General features: G+C 65.1%; 11 protein-coding genes. 4 read left to right on the top strand and 7 right to left on the bottom strand.

The genetic code is table 11. The features are described from left to right. Positions 1–25 precede the first annotated feature (25 nt). The 3 genes from KF724_10515 to KF724_10505 all read left to right on the top strand — a co-directional run bounded on the left by KF724_10515 (position 26) and on the right by KF724_10505 (position 6,026). A complete protein-coding gene (locus KF724_10515; GenBank protein ID MBX3356112.1) occupies positions 26–1,561 on the top strand; it encodes a TolC family protein in 1,536 nt (511 codons plus the stop codon). A gap of 83 nt (positions 1,562–1,644) precedes the next feature. Then, positions 1,645–2,832, top strand: a complete 1,188-nt coding sequence (locus KF724_10510; GenBank protein ID MBX3356111.1) for an efflux RND transporter periplasmic adaptor subunit — start codon at positions 1,645–1,647, stop codon at positions 2,830–2,832. After that, positions 2,829–6,026: a multidrug efflux RND transporter permease subunit gene (locus KF724_10505; protein MBX3356110.1), complete on the top strand. Its 3,198-nt coding sequence runs from the start codon at positions 2,829–2,831 to the stop codon at positions 6,024–6,026. Before KF724_10510 ends, KF724_10505 begins: the two co-directional genes overlap by 4 nt. Here the strand turns inward: KF724_10505 and KF724_10500 are convergent. After that, positions 5,992–6,807: a hypothetical protein gene (locus KF724_10500; protein ID MBX3356109.1), complete on the bottom strand. Its 816-nt coding sequence runs from the start codon at positions 6,805–6,807 to the stop codon at positions 5,992–5,994. The genes KF724_10505 and KF724_10500 overlap by 35 nt on opposite strands. A gap of 169 nt (positions 6,808–6,976) precedes the next feature. After that, the gene (locus KF724_10495; GenBank protein MBX3356108.1) at positions 6,977–7,741 is read right to left on the bottom strand and encodes a glucose 1-dehydrogenase; all 765 of its coding nucleotides are present in this window, start codon (positions 7,739–7,741) and stop codon (positions 6,977–6,979) included. A 274-nt stretch (positions 7,742–8,015) separates the two neighbouring features. Here KF724_10495 and KF724_10490 point away from each other — a divergent pair, with 274 nt between their 5' ends. Further along, positions 8,016–8,885, top strand: coding sequence for a hypothetical protein (locus tag KF724_10490; protein MBX3356107.1), 870 nt, complete (start codon positions 8,016–8,018; stop codon positions 8,883–8,885). A gap of 114 nt (positions 8,886–8,999) precedes the next feature. On the opposite strand, the gene KF724_10485 is transcribed toward KF724_10490, so the two are convergent. From KF724_10485 to KF724_10465, 5 genes are all read right to left on the bottom strand, one after another. Continuing rightward, positions 9,000–12,254 carry an efflux RND transporter permease subunit gene (locus KF724_10485; GenBank protein MBX3356106.1) on the bottom strand — a complete coding sequence of 1,085 codons (3,255 nt, stop codon included), beginning with the start codon at positions 12,252–12,254 and terminating at the stop codon, positions 9,000–9,002. Next, positions 12,251–13,447 (bottom strand): efflux RND transporter periplasmic adaptor subunit, encoded by a 1,197-nt coding sequence (locus KF724_10480; GenBank protein ID MBX3356105.1) that lies wholly within the window; start codon positions 13,445–13,447, stop codon positions 12,251–12,253. Before KF724_10480 ends, KF724_10485 begins: the two co-directional genes overlap by 4 nt. Positions 13,448–13,470: 23 nt before the next feature. Then, complete coding sequence (locus KF724_10475; protein ID MBX3356104.1) at positions 13,471–15,141, bottom strand: TolC family protein; 1,671 nt, start codon at positions 15,139–15,141, stop codon at positions 13,471–13,473. 165 nt (positions 15,142–15,306) lie between these two features. Then, positions 15,307–16,080: a polyphosphate kinase 2 gene (gene ppk2 / locus KF724_10470; GenBank protein MBX3356103.1), complete on the bottom strand. Its 774-nt coding sequence runs from the start codon at positions 16,078–16,080 to the stop codon at positions 15,307–15,309. 180 nt (positions 16,081–16,260) lie between these two features. Then, positions 16,261–17,785, bottom strand: a 1,525-nt coding sequence (locus KF724_10465; protein ID MBX3356102.1) for a SulP family inorganic anion transporter, incomplete at its 5' end; no start/stop codon positions are given.

Raw genomic sequence — 17,785 nt, 5'->3', positions numbered from 1 at the left:
TTGGTGGTACCTTCACGCATCAGCAATGTCACGGACGACTGTCGCGGCTCTGATCGGTCTATTCGTCGTCGTCATCCCGGGGTGTCTCGTCGGCCCGAACTACGAGCGGCCGGTCATCGACATGCCGTCGTCGTACCGACCTCCCGCCGCGCTGCGAACTTCGCCGGCAGAGGCCCCGCTCGATGAATGGTGGCTCTGCTTCAAGGACCCGACCTTGAACGCGCTGGTTGCCCGCGCCGAGAGCGGAAGCCTCACTCTTCAGCAGGCGGCGGCCAATGTCCAGGTCTATCGGGCTCGCTACGGCATCACCTACAGCGAGCTCTTTCCGAGTATCAGCCTCGGGGCGTCCTACTCGCGCAGTCGGGTGAACTTCGCCTCGCTCGGCGGGGCCGAGGGAACCAACTCACCCTTCAACGACTGGCAGTACGGCCTGGCGCTCTCCACATGGGAGATCGATCTCTTCGGCAAGATCCGTCGCGCGATGCAGGCGCGGCAGGCCGAGCTTCAGGCGACGGTGGAGCAGTATCGCCAGGCGCTGGTCTCACTTCGCGCCGAAGTTGCGATTGCCTACCTGACCGTCCGTACGCTTCAGGCGCAGTTGCGCTACACCCGCGAGTCGGTGGAACTCCTCTCGCAGGTCGTTCGCATCACCGAGGCCAAGTTCGCCGCCCAGACGACTTCGCTGATCGATCTCTCGCAAGTCAAGGCGCAGCTGGCGACCTCGCAGGCGCGCATTCCCGTGCTTGAGTCGCAGATCATCGCGCAGTCGAACGGGCTTTCGCTGCTGCTCGGAGAGATGCCGGGCCCAGTGGCCGACGAACTCGCGGAGCCGGCGCCGATCCCGCTGCCGAACGACGAGCTACTCCTCGGCATCCCAATGGACCTTCTCCGTCGCCGCGCCGATGTGCTCGAAGCGGAGCGGCGCCTTGTGGCGGCCGTGGCGCGGATCGGTGTCGCTGAAGCGGGGTTCCTGCCCGAGCTCACGATCATGGGCGTCTGGGGCATTGATTCGACCACCTTTAGCGGCCTCGGGGACTGGGGTAATCGAACCTACACCTTCGGTCCACGCATCACATGGAACTTCTTCAATGCGGGGCGCGTCGTGAGTCAGGTGCAGGAGGCGCAGGCGCAACAGCTCATCGACGAGCTTGGCTACCGACAGGTGGTGCTGAAGGCGGTGAGCGAGGTGGAAACTTCGCTGACGAACTATGACGGCACGCGCCGCGCCATGCGCGACTTCGAAACCGGATTGACTGATGTCACTCGCGCGTACGAGCTGGCCGTGACGCGATATCGCGCGGGCACCATTGACCTGACGCAGCTTCTTCAGTTTGCCCAAGTGGTCCTCCAAGCGCAGGATGGCCTTGCCCAGGCAACCGGACAGACGGCGCTCAACCTCGTCGAGATCTATCGATCGCTCGGCGGTGGCTGGGAGCGCGACGCGATTCCATTCGGCGGCGCCGATGCATTCGGACCGGACGGCACTCCCCCCGATGGTCGTGACTTCCCGCCGCAGCGGCCGAAGGACCAACCTCCCCAGGAGACGACGAGTTCATCATGACAGCAACTCAGACCGGTTCATCCATTTGGTTCGCACGAGTTGCCGATTGGTGCTGTCGCCGCGGTTCGAGGGAGTCGCTTGGCGTGATTGCACTCCTGGGCGTTGTGCTCGTCGCCGGCGGATGTCGCCGACATGCCGCCAAGCCCACGGCCGTGCCGTCGGCACCCGTCGAGGTGGCGACGGCGGCGCGCAGTGATGTGCCCGTCTATCGCGAGTACCCGGGAACGCTCGAGAGCATTCGCACGGTCGAGCTGAACGCGCGCGTCGAGGGATGGCTCCTTCGCCAGCATGTGCCCGACGGGGCGATGGTGAGCCCGGGACAGACCATCTATGAGCTCGATCCGGCGCCCTTTGTCGTCGCCCTCGACCAGGCGCAGGCCGACCTTGCCGTCGCCGAAGCGCAGTACGCCAATGCCAAGCAGAAGTACGAGCGGAATCGCCCGCTGGTCGAAGTGGATGCCGTTTCGGCGGAGGAGTTCGAGACGCTCGAGGCGCAGTACCTCGGCGCCCGCGCGACGGTGGAGGCGAGGACGGCCGCGGTCGAACAGGCGGCGTTGAACCTTTCCTACTGCGTCATTCCGAGCCCGGCGCGAGGCCAGCTCTCACGCTCGCGGGTCTTCGAGGGCACGCTTGTCACGCCCGGCGTGAACGCCACGCTCAACAATGTTCGGCAGCTCGATCCGTTGTGGGTGGAGTTCCAGCCGGTGAGCGATGATGTTCCCGCCCTGCGTGCGCTCATGTCGTCGGGCGAGGCGGTCACCGAGATCGCGCTGCCCGCATCGAGCAGTCAGCGCTGGTCGACCAAGGGCAAGGTCGTCTTCATTGACAACTCCGTCGGCTCGCGGTCGAGCACCATTCTGAGCCGTCTCGAGTTTCCCAATCCCGACCTTGCGGTCCTGCCTGGAACCTATGTGACGGTTCGCCTGAGGACCGCCACGCTCTCCAATGTCGTCACCATTCCGGAGAGTGCGATTGCCTATCAATCAGCGCAGGCGACCGTCTGGATCGTCGATGCGCAGGAGCAGGCGAACCTCGTCTCGATCGAGACCGGACCGCGCGGTGGTGCGGGCATCGTGGTGACGAAGGGGCTCTCTGGCGGCGAGCGCGTGGTGACTTCAGGTCAGCTTCGGCTGCGTCAGGGTGAGCCGGTGCGCGTGGTCACGCCGCCATCGCCAAGCGCGGGGGGTGCTCCGGCTCAGGCCGCGCCAGCCGCGCCGGCCTCGGCTCCGGCGCGTTCTTCCCGGCGGACCACTTCGGGTGCCTCCCGATGATCGAGTTCTTCATCAAGCGTCCGATCTTCGCCGCGGTCATGGCGCTCCTGATGCTCATCGGCGGCGGGCTGTCGATCGTGCTCCTGCCGGTCGCGCAGTATCCGGAGATCACGCCGCCGACGGTGCAGGTCTCCGCGAACTATCCGGGTGCCAGTGCCGCGATCACCTCCGATGTGGTCACCCGACCCATGGAGATCCAGATCAATGGCGTCGAAGGCATGATCTACATGTCGAGTGCCTCGACGAACAACGGCACTTCGTTGATCACGATCACCTTCCAGGTTGGCTACGACCAGGACATCGGCGCCGTCGATGTGCAGAACCGCGTCTCGACGGCCATGAGCCAGCTCCCGGAGGAGGTCCAGAAGCAGGGGATTGCCATCGCCAAGCAGTCCACCGACCTGCTGCTGGTGGTGGGCCTTTCGAGCCCGAACGGCACCTACGACAGCTTCTTCCTGGGGAACTACGCCGACATCAATCTCACGCCCGCGCTGCAGCGCGTCAACGGAGTCGGCAGTGTCACGAACTTCGGACTGCTCCAGTACGCCATTCGAATCTGGATCGATCCGCAGAAGCTTGCGGCCCTTGGCATCACTCCGCAGGAGGTGGCGCACGCGGTCTCCACGCAGAATCAGCAGGTGGTCGGTGGCCAGGTCGGCGCTCTTCCGACCACGGGTGATCCGACCTTCACGCTTCAGGTGAATGCGCTTGGTCGACTGACGCTGCCGAGCGAGTTCGAAGACATCGTCGTGCGTCACACCGATGAGGGAGCGATCGTCCGCATTCGCGACATCGGAAGAGCCGAACTCGGCGCGGCCAGTTACGCCACCTCCAGCGAACGCGATGGCAAGCCCTCGGCGCTGCTGGGCATCTACCAGTTGCCGGGAGCCAACGCCTTCACCGTGGCCAACGGCATCCGAACGGCCATGAGCGAGCTGTCGTCGAGCTTCCCGCCGGACATCGAGTGGAGCGTTCCCTACGACACGACACGATTCGTCTCGGCATCAATCACCGATCTGCTGAAGACCTTTGCCGAAGCCGTGGTGCTGGTGTTGCTGGTGATCTTCGTCTTCCTGCAGAACTTCCGCTCCACGCTGATTCCGATGATCGCCATTCCGGTGTCGATCGTGGGTGCCTTCGGCATCATGCTCGCTGCGGGATTCTCGATCAACACGCTCTCCCTTCTCGGTCTGGTGCTCGCGATCGGACTGGTCGTCGATGATGCGATCGTGGTTGTCGAGAATGTCGAGCGCCAATTCGAGGAAGGGATGACCGACACGCGCCTGGCAACAGCCAAGGCGATGCGCGAAGTGACTGGCCCGATTGTGGCGACGACGCTCTCGCTGGCCGCGGTGTTCGTGCCCGCCGCGCTCATGCCGGGCATCACGGGGCAGCTCTACAACCAATTCGCCATGACGATCGCCTTCTCAGTGGTCCTCTCAGGCATCAACTCGCTTTCGTTGAGCCCGGCGCTCTGTGCTCTGCTGCTGCGGCCCCGGCAATCGGGGCATGTGAAGTTCATCGCCTTCCGCGCGTTCGACTCCGCCTTCAGCGGTCTCGTCCGCTTCTACGAGGCGTTGGTGCGGGGAGCGATCCGCGCATGGTGGCTCGTGGTGACGATCTTCGTCGCCGGCTTGGCGCTGACGGCGTGGCTCTTCGTGACGACGCCGACCGCCTTCATTCCCGATGAAGACAACGGCTACTTCTATGTGGCCTATCAGCTCCCCGCCGGTTCAACGGTCGAACGGTCGCAGGCCTTCGCGGCCACCTTGCGTTCGCTCATCGAGGAGGAGAAGCAAGTCGCCACCATCATCGAGGTGAACGGCTTCAACTTCATCACGAGCGTGCAGCAGACGAATGCGGGGTTCCTCATCCCGGTGCTGACGAACTGGTCCGAGCGTCCAGGAGCCGACCAGACCGCGAATGCCATCATGGCGCGCCTTCGCCACGCGGTGGCAGAGCTTCCGGATGGAGTCGCCATGGTGGCCGGACCCCCGGCGATTCCCGGTCTCGGCAATGTGGGTGGCTTCCAGTTCCAGGTCAACGATCAATCGGGGCTCGGCCTTCCGACCCTGCTCAAGGCCGTGGAGGATGTGATTGCCGCGGCCCGCCAGCGCCCTGAACTGAGCAGGCTCAACCCGCAGTTCGACGCCAATGTGCCGCAGCTCTTCGTCGACTTCGATCGCACGAAGATGCAAATGCTCGGCATCAATCCTGATGACGCGTTCACGGTGCTCCAGATCAATGTCGCGTCGCTCTATATCAATCAGTTCAATCGATTCGGCAAGGTCTATCAGGTCTATGTCCAGGCTGATGCGCCGAGCCGCATGCAGCCCGACGATGTCCTGAAGCTCTATGTGCGCAATCGAAGTGGTGAACAGGTGCCGTTCTCCGCGTTCGCCACGGTGCAGTGGACCACCGGACCCGACAACCTCTCGCACTACAATGTGATGAACTCAGTCGCGGTCCTCGGTGACGCAAACCCCGGGTTCAGTTCTGGGCAGGCCATCGAGGCGGTCGATGCCATCTGTCGCGATGTCCTTCCGCCGGGCATCACGCACGACTGGACCGGCATCGTCTTCCAGCAACTCGAAGCGGGGAATCTCGCGCCGGTCATCTTCGGGCTCGCGGTGCTGGCGGTCTTCCTCTTCCTGGCCGCCCAGTATGAGAGCTTCGCCCTGCCGGTGCTCGTCATCGTGAGTGTGCCGCTCGCCGCGCTCGGAGCGGTCATCACGCTGCGGCTCTTCGGTCGCCCGCTCGATGTCTATGCCCAGATCGGCCTCGTGTTGCTGGTCGGGCTGGCGGCGAAGAACGCGATTCTGATTGTCGAGTTCGCCAAAGATGCCCGCGAGAGCGGGCAGAGCGCGATCGAGGCCGCCGCGACGGCGGCGCGCCTTCGCCTGCGACCGATCCTGATGACGGCCTTCGCGTTCATTCTCGGCGTCGTTCCGCTGGCCATGGCCACGGGCGCCGGTGCAAACAGCCGTCACTCGATCGGCTACACGGTCATCGGCGGGCTACTGGTCGGCACACTCTTCACGCTGGTGGTGGTGCCCACCTTCTATGTGATCGTCGAGTGGATTCGCTCGAATGTCTTCGGTGTCGATCCCGTGGAGGCACGGAAGCGCCTGTCGGCGTCACTCGCCGAGCCCGCTGCGGTCACGAGCGGCGGCGCCGCAGAAGAACACCGGTAAGGCCGAGCAGGGCCAGCGCCGCAGGCGTGGGAATGGGGGCCGAGTACTCGAAGGTGCTTCCGTATCCGACGGAGATGGATCCTGCCGACCAGGTCAGGCCGGTGAGGCGCGTCTCGCTGCCGAAGTTCTGAGAGCCCTTCGTATAGAGGAGACCTTCGATCTCGCTTCGGAAGTCGAAGCTCGCGCTGCCACCGGCGATGATGTAGAGACTGCCGCCGCCATTCGTCACGAAGCGAGTGTTGGCGCCTGCCGAGAGGGAGTCGCCAATATAGAGGTACACATCGCCACCGCTGGTGTCGGCCATCACGACTCCGGCCCAGCCGAGCTGGAACTTGCTGAAGACATACTCACCCGCGGAGAGGAGAAGGGTGGTCTCGGAGTTACTCGAGAATCCGGCGTAGGCGCCGGGAGCAAGGCTCGCCTTCTCGCGCCAATCGAGATTGATGGACACCTTGCCCCACGGAGGCATGTCACCGATGGTCGGCGACAGCCAGGTGTGCGGCGAGCCCTTCTCGATCACTCCGGTGATCTTGCTTCCCCAGCCGAGATCGAACGCGCCGCCTGCACCCAGCGAGCCTTCAATCAGCGAGGCGCCACCCACGGTGGTGGAGCCGCCGCTGCGAATGACGAAGCCATCGGGAGAGTCGATGACGACATCGGCGTGGGTTGCTGAAGACAGACCCAAAGCCGCCACCAGCGCCACGGTGCCCGAGAGGGCCAAGCGCAGCGGGGAGGTGGGGCGAGTGGGGCTGGATGAAGGTCGTGTGAAGGTCCTCGGCATGATGGATGCTCCGTTGAACAGGCAACGGTCGCTTCCATCTACGCCGTTCCAAGCGCCTTGTGAAGCCCCGCCGTCCATCGGCGCCATCCAGCCCGATCAGCCGGAATACATGGTCGTTGGATGGTGCGCCTGCACCGGCGGTGGCGGTTGGCGACCAGATGAGGCGGAGCTAGAAGAACCCCGCCGTCATGCCGCCATCGACCGAGAGCGCAGCGCCCGTGACGAAGCGGGCCTCGGCCGAACAGAGGAAGAGGACCGCTCCGGCGACATCGTCCGGCGAACCCGCGGCTCCGCCGGGCTGCTTCGAGAGGAACCAGGACATGCCCGCCGCTTCGGCGCCCGCGGCACGCTCGACCATCGGAGTCCCGATGACGCCAGGACAGATGGCGTTCACGCGGATGTTGTCCCGCACATACTGGAGGGCCGCAGACCTCGTCAGCCCGATGACCCCATGCTTGCTCGAGGCGTAGGGCGGCGACAGCGCATGCCCGGTGAGGCCGGCTGCGGAGGCGTTGTTCACGATCGAGCCACCGCCTCCGTGGAGCATCGCGCGAAGCTCGTACTTCATGCAGAGGAAGACCCCGCGGAGGTTGACCGCGTGGATTCGATCGAAGAGCTTCGCGTCGCACTCGTGCAGTCGCGCGGCTCCTCCAACTCCCGCGTTGTTGAATGCAGCATCGAGCCGACCGAACTCGCGCAGGGTTCGATCGACGAGGGCCTCGACGGCGGCTTCATCGGAGACATCGGTGGGAACGGCAAGACCGGTGCCCCCCGCCGCACGGACTTCGCGGGCGACCTCCTCGCAGGCTGCGGCGCGACGGGCCGCGATCACCACGCGGGCCCCCTCGGCGGCGAAGCGAAGCGCGGTGGCGCGACCGATGCCGGAGTTGCCACCGGTGACGATGACCACTGTGCCGTCGAACGCGCCAGGCATGAAGCGCACTGTACCGAGGCGGGTCGACGGTGACCGGGGCTGGCGCCATCGTGGTGGTCGCCCCGGGACCGACGGAGCCTCGCGTGCGGAACGGTCAACCCGGGAGCGGGCGAGGGTGGCCTGGGGCCGGATGGGGCCGGAACAGGAGGGAAGCGACGCCCCCATGGTCGGTCAGGGGGCGTCCTACACTCGGGCCATGCATTCCATCGCACGCGTGTCAGCAGTCGGTGTCCTCCTCACGATGGCAACCGCCTTGCGTTGCAACGCGCAAGGCATGGAACCGACGCTCGAGGAGCCGGCCGTCGCCGAGCCGGCTTTCACGATTCCTCCCTTTCGGATCGGCGCCGGGGCGCTCCAGCAGTTCAATGCAACGCTGGACAACGGCGGGCGCTACGGGGCGACTCATGTCTATGCGACGGCCGGCGCGGAGTTCGACCTCTCGGAGAGTCTCGAGCTTCGCATTCCCGCAGCCTTCGAGTTCAGCAGCTACCGATTCCGGGGCAGCGGGACCTTTGACTCCGCCCCATGGAGCGAGGTCTACGCGGTTGCGCTCGCCCCTCGACTCACATGGACGCTCTCGGAGCACTGGGCGATCACGGCAGGACCGGTCGTGGAGTTCACCGGCGAGCGCGAGGCTGACATTGGTGACTCCATCCAGTGGGGTGGACTCGGCGCCGTGCGCTATGCCTTCGATCGCGACCATGTCATCGGCCTCGGCCTGCTCGTTCTGACCCAGTTGGAAGACGATCCTCTCTTCCTTCCCGTCCCGCTGGTGGATTGGAAGCTCGGCGATGGCTGGCGCATCAGCAATGTGCGAGGGCCCGAGGCGAATCCGTTCGCCGGGCTCGAAGTGATCAAGTCGCTCGATGCAGGATGGGAAGTGGGTGCGGGCGCGGCGTATGTCACCCGGCGCTTTCGACTGAGCAATCGAGGCCCGGTGCCCGGGGGAGTGGGCAACGACAGTGGTGTGCCCCTGTTTGCGAGATTGACCTACAGGCCACACCCGGCGTTCCGCATCGACCTGATGGCGGGCGTCTCGGTGCTCAATCGCCTGACCCTCGACAATGCGCAGGGCGATCGCCTGACGGCGAGCGACGCCGATCCCGCGCCGCTCCTCGGCCTCTTTGCGTCGTTGCGCTTCTGAGAAGCGCTCGGGAAGGCGTGTCAGGATCGACGAATCCGATGGTCGACGACCACGAGCCGTCGCACTGCGGCACGCCGAAGTAGCGGCCTTGGTCGAATGGACCGTGACTGCGGCTCACCGCGCCTCGGCCGCGCCGTGCTCGCTGCCTGGCGCCGTGCCCTTGGCGCCGCCATGCGCCGCGCCATGGGGGCTGGCGGCGGTTGACGGCGGTGGTGCCAGATCGTCGCTGCCGATCGGCTTGGGGGCGCCGAAGAGCTTCTCCGAGAACCACTGGATGGCGGTGAAGAGAATCGGCGTGAAGATCAGGCCCAGGAAGGTGTTGCCGATCATCCCGAAGAAGACGCTCGTGCCGATCGCCTGGCGGCTCGCAGCGCCAGCGCCGATCGCGAAGACCAGCGGATACACGCCCATGATGAACGCAAACGCCGTCATGAGGATCGGTCGCATGCGCTGGCGGGAGGCAATGACGACGGACTCGGTGATGCTCATGCCCGACTCGCGATTCGCCTTGGCGAACTCCACGATGAGAATGGCGTTCTTGGCCCCCAGGCCGACGAGCAGCACCAGTCCGACCTGCGTGTAGATGTTGTTGTCCATGCCTCGCGCCATGAGACCGGCCATGGCGCCGAGCACCGCAAGCGGAATCGAGAGGATCACGGCCAGTGGCGTGAGCCAGCTCTCGTAGAGCGCGGCAAGGATCAGGTAGACGATCAGGAGCGCCATGCCGAAGACGATGATCGCCTGGTTGCCGACGAGCTTCTCCTGGTAGGAGAGCGCCGTCCACTCGAAGCTCATGCCGGGCGGCAGGATGTCCTGGGCCATGCTCTCGACGACCGCGAGCGCCTGGCCCGACGAGACCCCGGGAGCGGGCTGCCCCTGCACCACGGCGGCCGGGAAGAGGTTGTAGCGGATGACACGATCGGGTCCGAGTGTTTCCTCGATGGTCGCGAGAGTGCCCAGCGGCACCATGCGACCATCGGGCGTTCGCACCTCGAGCTTCTGCACATCTTCCGCGGTCATCCGGAACTGGCTGTCGGCCGAGAGCGTGACCTGCCATGTGCGACCGAAGAGATTGATGTCGTTGATGTAAGCGGAGCCGAGATACCCCGAGAGCGTCTGGAAGACATCGTTCAGGGGGATGCCGAGCTTCTTCACCTTCTCGCGATCGATGTCGGCGAAGAGCTGCGGCACCGCGGGACGGAAGGCGCTGTTCACACCGCGCAGCTTTGACTGCGCGTTGCCGTCGACGACGAAGCGCTGCACCACTTCGCCCATCGCTTCGCGGCCGAGGCCGCCGCGGTCCTGGAGACGCAGGTCGAAGCCCGACGCATTGCCCACGCCATCGACGGCCGGCAGTGAGAAGACGGGAATGATGGCGTCGGGAATCTTCGCGGTCTCGGCGGCAAGTTCCCGCAGGATCACATCGAGCGATCGGCCGGTCTTGGCCCGCTCCTCGAAGTCATCGAGTCCGATGAAGACGAGCGCGTAGTTGCTGCCGTTGTTGTTGATGAGCGAGAACCCCGGCAGAGTCGAGAAGTTGCGCACCCCCTCCGTGCGGGCGACGATCTCCTCCACCTTCTTCACGGCGGCCAGCGTCCGTTCCTGGCTCGCGGAGTCGGGAAGCCAGACCTCCACGAGCGCCAGACCGCGGTCCTCGGTCGGCACGAATGCCGTCGGAACCTGGGTGAAGCTCCACACCGTGGCGACCGATGCAAGCCCGAAGGTCGCGAGTGAAAAGGGCATGGCCGCCGGGTGAATCAGGAACTGGACGAGGCGGCCATAGGCGCCGGCGATGGCGTCAAACACCCTGTTGAAGGTGCGCGCAAACCAATCCTCCTTCTGGCCGGGCTTGTGCTCCTTGAGCAGGATTCCGCAGAGGGCGGGAGAGAGCGTGAGGGCGCAGACGGCGCTGAAGAAGGTGCTCACCGCGATGGTGAGGGCGAACTGCCGGAAGAGCTGCCCGCTGATGCCGGGAAGAAACGCGGTCGGCAGGAAGACGGCCATGAGCACCAGCGAGATGCTCACGACGGCACCCACCACCTCGTTCATGGCCTTCGCGGTCGCCTGCTTGCGAGGAAGGTGGGACTCCTTCATCACGCGCTCGACATTTTCGACCACCACGATTGCATCGTCGACCACGATGCCGATGGCCAGGATCATGCCGAAGAGAACGGGCAGGTTGACGGAGAAGCCGAGCAGCTTGGCGACGAAGAAGGTGCCGATGATGGACACCGGGATCGCCACGAGCGGAATGATGCTGGTCCGGATGCTGCCGAGGAACGCCACCACCACGATCAGAACGAGCACGACCGCTTCAAGGAAGGTGTGCTGCACCTCCTTGATGGCGCCGAGAACGAACTGTGAGGTGTCGTAGATGACATCGAAGCGCAGGCCTTCAGGGAGCTCGCCGCCTTTGCGCGCGAGCAGGGCGTTCACATCTTCGGCCACCTGCACGGCGTTTCCGCCGGGCGCCTGGTAGACCACCATGACGGCGGCCGGAACCTTCATGTAGCGGGCGAGGATGTCATACGACTTCCCGCCCAACTCGACGCGGGCCACATCCCTCAGGCGAACGATCCGGTTGCCCTCGGCGGCAACGATGATGTCCTCGAACTCCTCGACGGTTGAGAGGCGGCCCAGCGCTGAAATGTTGTATTGGAACGCCTGCCCCGACGGGATCGGCGGGCGACCGATCTGGCCGGCGGCGACCTGCACATTCTGTTCGTTGAGCGCCCGCATGACATCGGTCGTAGTGAGATTGCGGGCACGGAGACGCTCCGGATCGAGCCAGACCCGGATGCTGTAGTCCATTGCGGGGAAGATCTTCGCGTCACCGACGCCTGCAATGCGCTTCACCTCGTCGAAGACATTGATCGTGAGGTAGTTGGCGATGAAGAGATCGGAGTACATGCTCCGGGTCTTCTCGTCGTCCTTCGGCGCCAGCGCGAAGATCATCACGATGTTCGAGGACACCTTGTCCGTCGTGACCCCGTTGCGCTTGACCTCCTCGGGAAGCTTCGGCGTGGCGATGGCCACGCGGTTCTGCACGAGCACCGAGGCGATGTCAATGTTCGTCCCCAGCTCAAAGGTCACCTTCAGCGTGTACGAGCCGTCGCTCGCCGAGGTGCTCTCCATGTAGATCATCCCCGGCACGCCATTGACCTGCTGCTCGATCGGTGCGGCCACGGTGTCGGCCACCACCTGGGCGCTTGCACCGGGATAGGTCGTGGTGACCTGGATGACGGGCGGGGTGATGTCGGGATACTGCGCGACCGGAAGCGTCGGATAGCTCACCAGACCTGCCAGCAGGATCAGCAGGGAAATGACGATCGCGACGATCGGCCGTCGGATGAAGAAGGTGGTGCTCATGACGCTGCTGCGCCGTCCTTGATCTCGACCATCTTCGGGGTGACCTTGCTGCCCGGGCGCGCCTTCAGCACGCCGAGGACGATGACGCGGTCCGTCGGCTGAAGGCCGCTGGACACTTCGCGCAGCGACCCGCGACGCTCGCCCGCCGTCACGCGGCGCTGCTGGACCGTGTCGTTCGCGTCGATCACGAGGGCGTAGCGTCCAAGCTGGTCGGAAAGGAGTGCCGCATCGGGGACGAGGAGCGTCTCGTAGGTGGAGATCGGAAAGTGCATCGAAACGAAGATGCCGGGGACGAGCACATTCAAGGGGTTCTCGAAGACTCCTCGCACGCGAAGGGTGCCGGTCTCCTGATCGAGCTGCGGCGCGACATAGTTGACATGGCCGTCGAAGCGGTGCTGCTCGTGTCCGGGGATGGTGAGGTACACATCGCGCCATCGGCCGGGCGCGACCTCACCGGGTTGCAGTCCCTCCACCCGTTCGCCTGACTGCGAGATGATCTGCCGCACCATCAGGACATCCGCCTCGCTCACATCCACATTCACATAGACCGGATCGTCCTGCACGATGGTCGCAAGCAGGGTCGGGCCGTCGCGGCCGACCAGATTTCCGACATCGACATTGCTCTTGCTGATCCGGCCACCCATCGGCGCTCGAATCTCGCAGAAGTCGAGATCGAGCCGGGCGCTCGCCAGCGCCGCCTTGTCGGCGTCAAGCTGGGCGGCGATGGTGTCCCGCCGCGCCGCCTTGATGATCGCGTCAATGCGCGGACCGGCGTTCTGCGCGGCGAGGTCCTCGGCGAGCTTCGCGTCATTGATGGCACCCTCGAGCGACGCCTTGGTCGCCTCGACCTGCGCTGCAGCCCGGTTGACGGCCGCCTCGTATTGACGCTTGTCGATGACATAGAGCAGGTCGTCTTCCTTCACAAGCTGCCCTTCGCGGAAGTTCATCTGCTCCAGGAACCCCTGGACGCGAGCCCGGAGTTCGACCGTGGCCTTGGGAATGACCTGTCCCGTGTACCGCAGCTCCTTGGTCACCTCTTTCTGGATCGGAGCGGAGACATGCACTTCGGGTGGCGGAGGGGGCGCGTAGACATTCTGCTCCGACTCCCTTTCACAGGAGCCAAGGACGATGACCGCCGCCGCAAGAGGTCCGATCACGAGGCGTGGCCCCGTCACCCTGTTGGCTCGGCTCAAGGCGCCTCGTTTCAACGACTGCATCATGGGTTCACTCCCTTGGCGGACTCCGGCATCGGTGATGACTCGGGTGTGGCGCCCTCGCGCGGCGGGTTGACCTCGGCGCCTTCGAGGTCACTGCGAGGTCGCCGGAAGCCGAGATCGGAGCCGCGGGACCAGTCGGGACTCAGGACATCGCCCCAGTCGACGGTCTGTCGCATCCGCTCGATGGTGGCGGGATCGACCAGCTCCGAATCGCCGCGGATCTGCCAGCCTCCACCCATGCCGCGATAGGCGGCGATCGCGCCGAGAGCAATGCTCGCGCGCGCGTCAACAAGCAGGTCCTCCTGCTGAAGCTGGACTGTCTGGGCGTCATTGACCCGAATGAAGTCAACGGCACCGGCTCGATACTGGATGAGCGAGAGTTCGACACTGCGCTTCGCGGCGACCACGCTCTCGGCAAGCATGGTTGTGCGCTCGCGCGAACGGAGGAACCGGGAGAGGCCCGCCTCCACTTCGCCGGCAGCGCGCAGGACAGAATCCTGGTACGCAGCGGCCGCCTGTTCGTACACGGCGTCCTGCGCCCGGACGGCGCCGATGATGCGGCCGTAGTTCAGGATGGGCCAGTTGATTTCGAGACCGATGAACCCCTGGAAGGAGTTGCCGTCGAAGATGTTTCCGAGTTCGGGTGAACGGAGTCCGCGGTAGTTGCTGCTGGCAAAGCCGGTCAGACCGGCGATCGAGATGCGCGGCAGGAGCTCGGTCTCGGCGGCTCCGATGCGAGCGCTCTGGGCGGCGGCGAGGCGCTCCGCGGCTCGAACATCGGGGCGGCGGCGCAGGAGATCGGCTGGAACACCGATGGCGATCTGCGGGGGTGCCTCAGGAACCCTGGGGGGCGCACCACCGGGGGGCGTGAGCTCCTCGCTCAACTGGCTCGGCGCTCGACCAAGCAGGACGCACAGGGCAAGCGTCGTCTCGCGGATGGCGTTCTCGAGCACCGGGATCGTGGCCTCGGTGTTGAGAAGGGTCGCCTTCGCGGTCGACACATCGAGTTCAGAGACGGCGCCGGCGTCGAAACGGATTGTGGTGAGCTCGAGCGTGGCCCGCTGGAGGTCGGCGTTGGAGCGGGCGATGGCCACCCGCTCCTCGAAGGAGCGCAGCGCGACATAGGTTGCGGCGACCTCGGCGACGAGGCTGACCAGCACCTGGTCGTAGTCGGCCAGCGAGGCAAGAACCTCGGCGTCCGCCGCCTCGATGCCACGACGGAACTTGCCCCAGATGTCCAGCTCCCACACGGCCTGGAAGCCGACCTCGTTGAAACCGTACCAGCGATCACCTTCGCCGCCCGGAACATTCGCACTCAACTGGTTGCCGGCGATTCCCCCGAACGCCTCCTGCGTCTGCGGGAAGAAGCGACCCACCGCGATCCCTCGCCTTGCGCGAGCCTCCAGCACGCGCAGGCCGGCGGTGCGCAGCGTGAGATTCTCGCGATAGGCCTCCTCGATGAGCGCATCGAGCACGGGGTCGTTGAAGACCTGCCACCATTCGACATGGGCCTGCGACTCGAGCACCCCCGTTCCTTCGCCGGTGCGTTCAAGCCACTCCGCATTGACCTTCGTCTCCGGTGTTGCGTACTCGGGACCGATCATGCAGCCGCCGGCGAAGAGGGTGGCCACTGCCAGCACGGTGCTGCGCGTGACCGCGGTTCGTCCCACGGTGGCTACCGGGGACGAGCGCTGATCGCACCAGCCGGCGCCCCAACGGGGCGCTCGCAGGATGTTGTGGCTCGGGGCCCCGCGGGTCGGGGAACTGCGCGCGAACGCGTCGTGGGTACGCATGTCCTGGATCAAGGAGGGGGAAAGGGAGGTGGTCCGCGTCGATCAGTACTTTGAAGGAATGAACCGTCGGCCCTTCAACGAGGCCTGATCGTCATACGCGCCCTTGGTGGAGCGGTCGGGCAGATCGACCTTCTTGCGCTTGATCCGCGTGTACGGAATGACGCTCAGAAGATGAGCGATGCAGTTCAGGCAGGCGCGCTTCTTGTCATCGGAGGGCACGATGTGCCACGGGTTCTCGTCGGTGTCGGTCGCCTCAAGCATCCGGTCCCGCGCCCTCGAATAGTCGTACCAGCGGCGGCGCGAAGGAAGATCCATGGCGCTCAGTTTCCACTGGCGGAGCGGATCCTCGATGCGCGCCTCGAATCGTCGCTTCTGCTCCTTGTTGCTCACCTCGAGCCAGTACTTGATGACCCTGATCCCGGCGCTCTTGAAGTACCTCTCGACGATGGGACAGAGCGTGAGGAACCGCTCGCTCTCCTGCTTGCTGCAGAAGCCCATGACCACTTCAACGCCGGCGCGGTTGTACCAGCTCCGGTCGAAGATCACGATCTCCCCGGCGGCTGGAAAGTGCTGCATGTAGCGCTGCAGATAGAGCTGCGACTTCTCGCGGTCACTTGGCGCCGGGAGTGCGACCAGCCTGAAGCAGCGCGGGCTCACGCGCTCCATGATTCGTCGGATGATGCCGCCCTTGCCTGCGGCGTCTCGGCCTTCGAAGATCACAATGATGCGCTCACCGGTGGCCTTGACCCAGTCCTGCAGGAAGCAGAGTTCCACCTGGAGCTTCTTGAGCTCGCGTTCGAACTCGCGTGCCTTCATCCTGTCAGGCTTGTCGGGTTCGCTCTTCGTGGCGCGCTCCCCGGCTGTGGAGGTCTTCGTCGAAGGTGGCTTGGACGAGCTCTCGGCGTGCGACGATGTCTTCGATCGCCGCAGTTTGGCGGAGTGTGACATGTGATGTCCTGACCAAAGAGCACATCCACCGCCGTGGAGGTCGATCGATCAGGGCAACGATCTCGGTGCGCCGCCATCGATCGAGGACGCTGGTGGCGAGGCCGAGGGTGGTGGGCTGAGGGGAGCGTGGTCGGGCGCGGAGGTTTCAGGGGAGGGAGCGTCGGGGGGAAGCCCGAGGAAGTCATGCACCGCCGCATGAACGCTGGGGAACAGCGCGTCCTCCCCCACGATCGCAAGAACCCCGGTCCTGTGGAACATCTCCCGGAGCGGTCGGTTTGCGCGAGCGATGCGGAAGCTGATCCCGCGGTGCGAGAGGTCATGCGCCACGCGAACGAGCGCATCGGCGGCGGTCGAGTCGAACTCGGAGATCGCCTGCGCGTCGAGCACGAAGCATCGAGTAGGGGCGACGGAGCGATCGATGAGCGATCGCACGCGACCGACGAACCACTCGGCGTTTGCGAAGAAGAGCGGCGCGTAGACGCGATAGGCGATGACACCTGGTGCAGTCTGGCTGGTCGTCGGGTGATCGCCGCCGAGATCGTGGTAGCGTCGTCGTCCCGGAATCTCCTGGAGAACCGCATCCATCGGTCGCGTGAGGCGTCCGATCAGGTAGATGAGCGAAAGCCCAACGCCGATCAGGATGCCTTGGAGCACGCCGGCCACCAGCACACCGAGCAGCACCAGCAGGGCGAGAACGAACGCGCGCCAGCTGAAGCGAAGCAACTCCCGATACTGGTGCGGTTCGATGAGCCCGATGCCCGCGTAGATCAGGATCGATGCCAGCGCGACACTCGGCAGCTTCGCGAGCAGGGGAGTGAGAAAGAGAAGAAAGAGCAGCAGTCCGATGGCCGCCACAAGCCCCGAAAGCGGCGTGCGGCCTCCGGCGGCATCGTTCACCGTGGTGCGGGACTGGCTGGCGCCGATGGGAAAGCCCTGAACGAAGCCTGCGAGCAGGTTTCCTGCGCCGAGGGCGGTGATCTCCTGGTTCGCCCTGATGTTGTAGCCATTGCGTGCGGCGAACGCTCGTGCGAGCAGGACACCCTCCGGGACCATCAGGAGCGCCACGGCGAACGCGCCGGGAATGAGAAACTGGAGGTCGGAGACTCTGATCCACGGGACGGTGGGAACGGGGAGACCGGCGGGCACCTCTCCGACGAGATTCACGCCGCGCGCCTGCAGATCCATGGTGAACGAGAGCGCCAGTCCTGCAACGAAGACCACAAGTGCGGCGGGAATCCTCCGATCGATGAATCGAATCACGACCTGGAGGGCCACGAGGCCGAGTCCGAGCCATGTTGTGAGGCCGTGGAACTCCGGGTGTCGTCGAATGAGCTCACCGACGATGTCGAAGAAGTCCGACGACTCAAGCTTCAGGCCGAAGAACTTGCCCAACTGTGTCGACATCAGGATGAGCGCCGCACCGGTCATGTAGCCGACGAGAACGGGCTTCGATAGGAGGTCCGCCACCACGCCGGCGCGGAGCAGGGCGATCAGGAGGAGGATGGCTCCAGCGATGACGGCAAGGGCGGCCGCAAGCAGCGGTGCACGACTTGGATCGGCCGCCACCAGTGGC

It is taken from the genome of Phycisphaeraceae bacterium (genome assembly GCA_019636735.1).
Taxonomy (GTDB): Bacteria; Planctomycetota; Phycisphaerae; order Phycisphaerales; family SM1A02; genus VGXK01.
This window is presented reverse-complemented; position numbering and strand designations above follow the sequence as displayed.

What these genes read in the sequence shown, in the direction of transcription:
- KF724_10515 (MBX3356112.1), top strand. Translation starts at nt 26, where the DNA reads ATGTCACGGACGACTGTCGCGGCTCTGATCGGTCTATTCGTCGTCGTC.
- KF724_10505 (MBX3356110.1), top strand. Translation starts at nt 2,829, where the DNA reads ATGATCGAGTTCTTCATCAAGCGTCCGATCTTCGCCGCGGTCATGGCG.
- KF724_10500 (MBX3356109.1), bottom strand. Translation starts at nt 6,807, where the DNA reads ATGCCGAGGACCTTCACACGACCTTCATCCAGCCCCACTCGCCCCACC.
- KF724_10495 (MBX3356108.1), bottom strand. Translation starts at nt 7,741, where the DNA reads ATGCCTGGCGCGTTCGACGGCACAGTGGTCATCGTCACCGGTGGCAAC.
- KF724_10490 (MBX3356107.1), top strand. Translation starts at nt 8,016, where the DNA reads ATGGAACCGACGCTCGAGGAGCCGGCCGTCGCCGAGCCGGCTTTCACG.
- KF724_10485 (MBX3356106.1), bottom strand. Translation starts at nt 12,254, where the DNA reads ATGAGCACCACCTTCTTCATCCGACGGCCGATCGTCGCGATCGTCATT.
- ppk2 (MBX3356103.1), bottom strand. Translation starts at nt 16,080, where the DNA reads ATGAAGGCACGCGAGTTCGAACGCGAGCTCAAGAAGCTCCAGGTGGAA.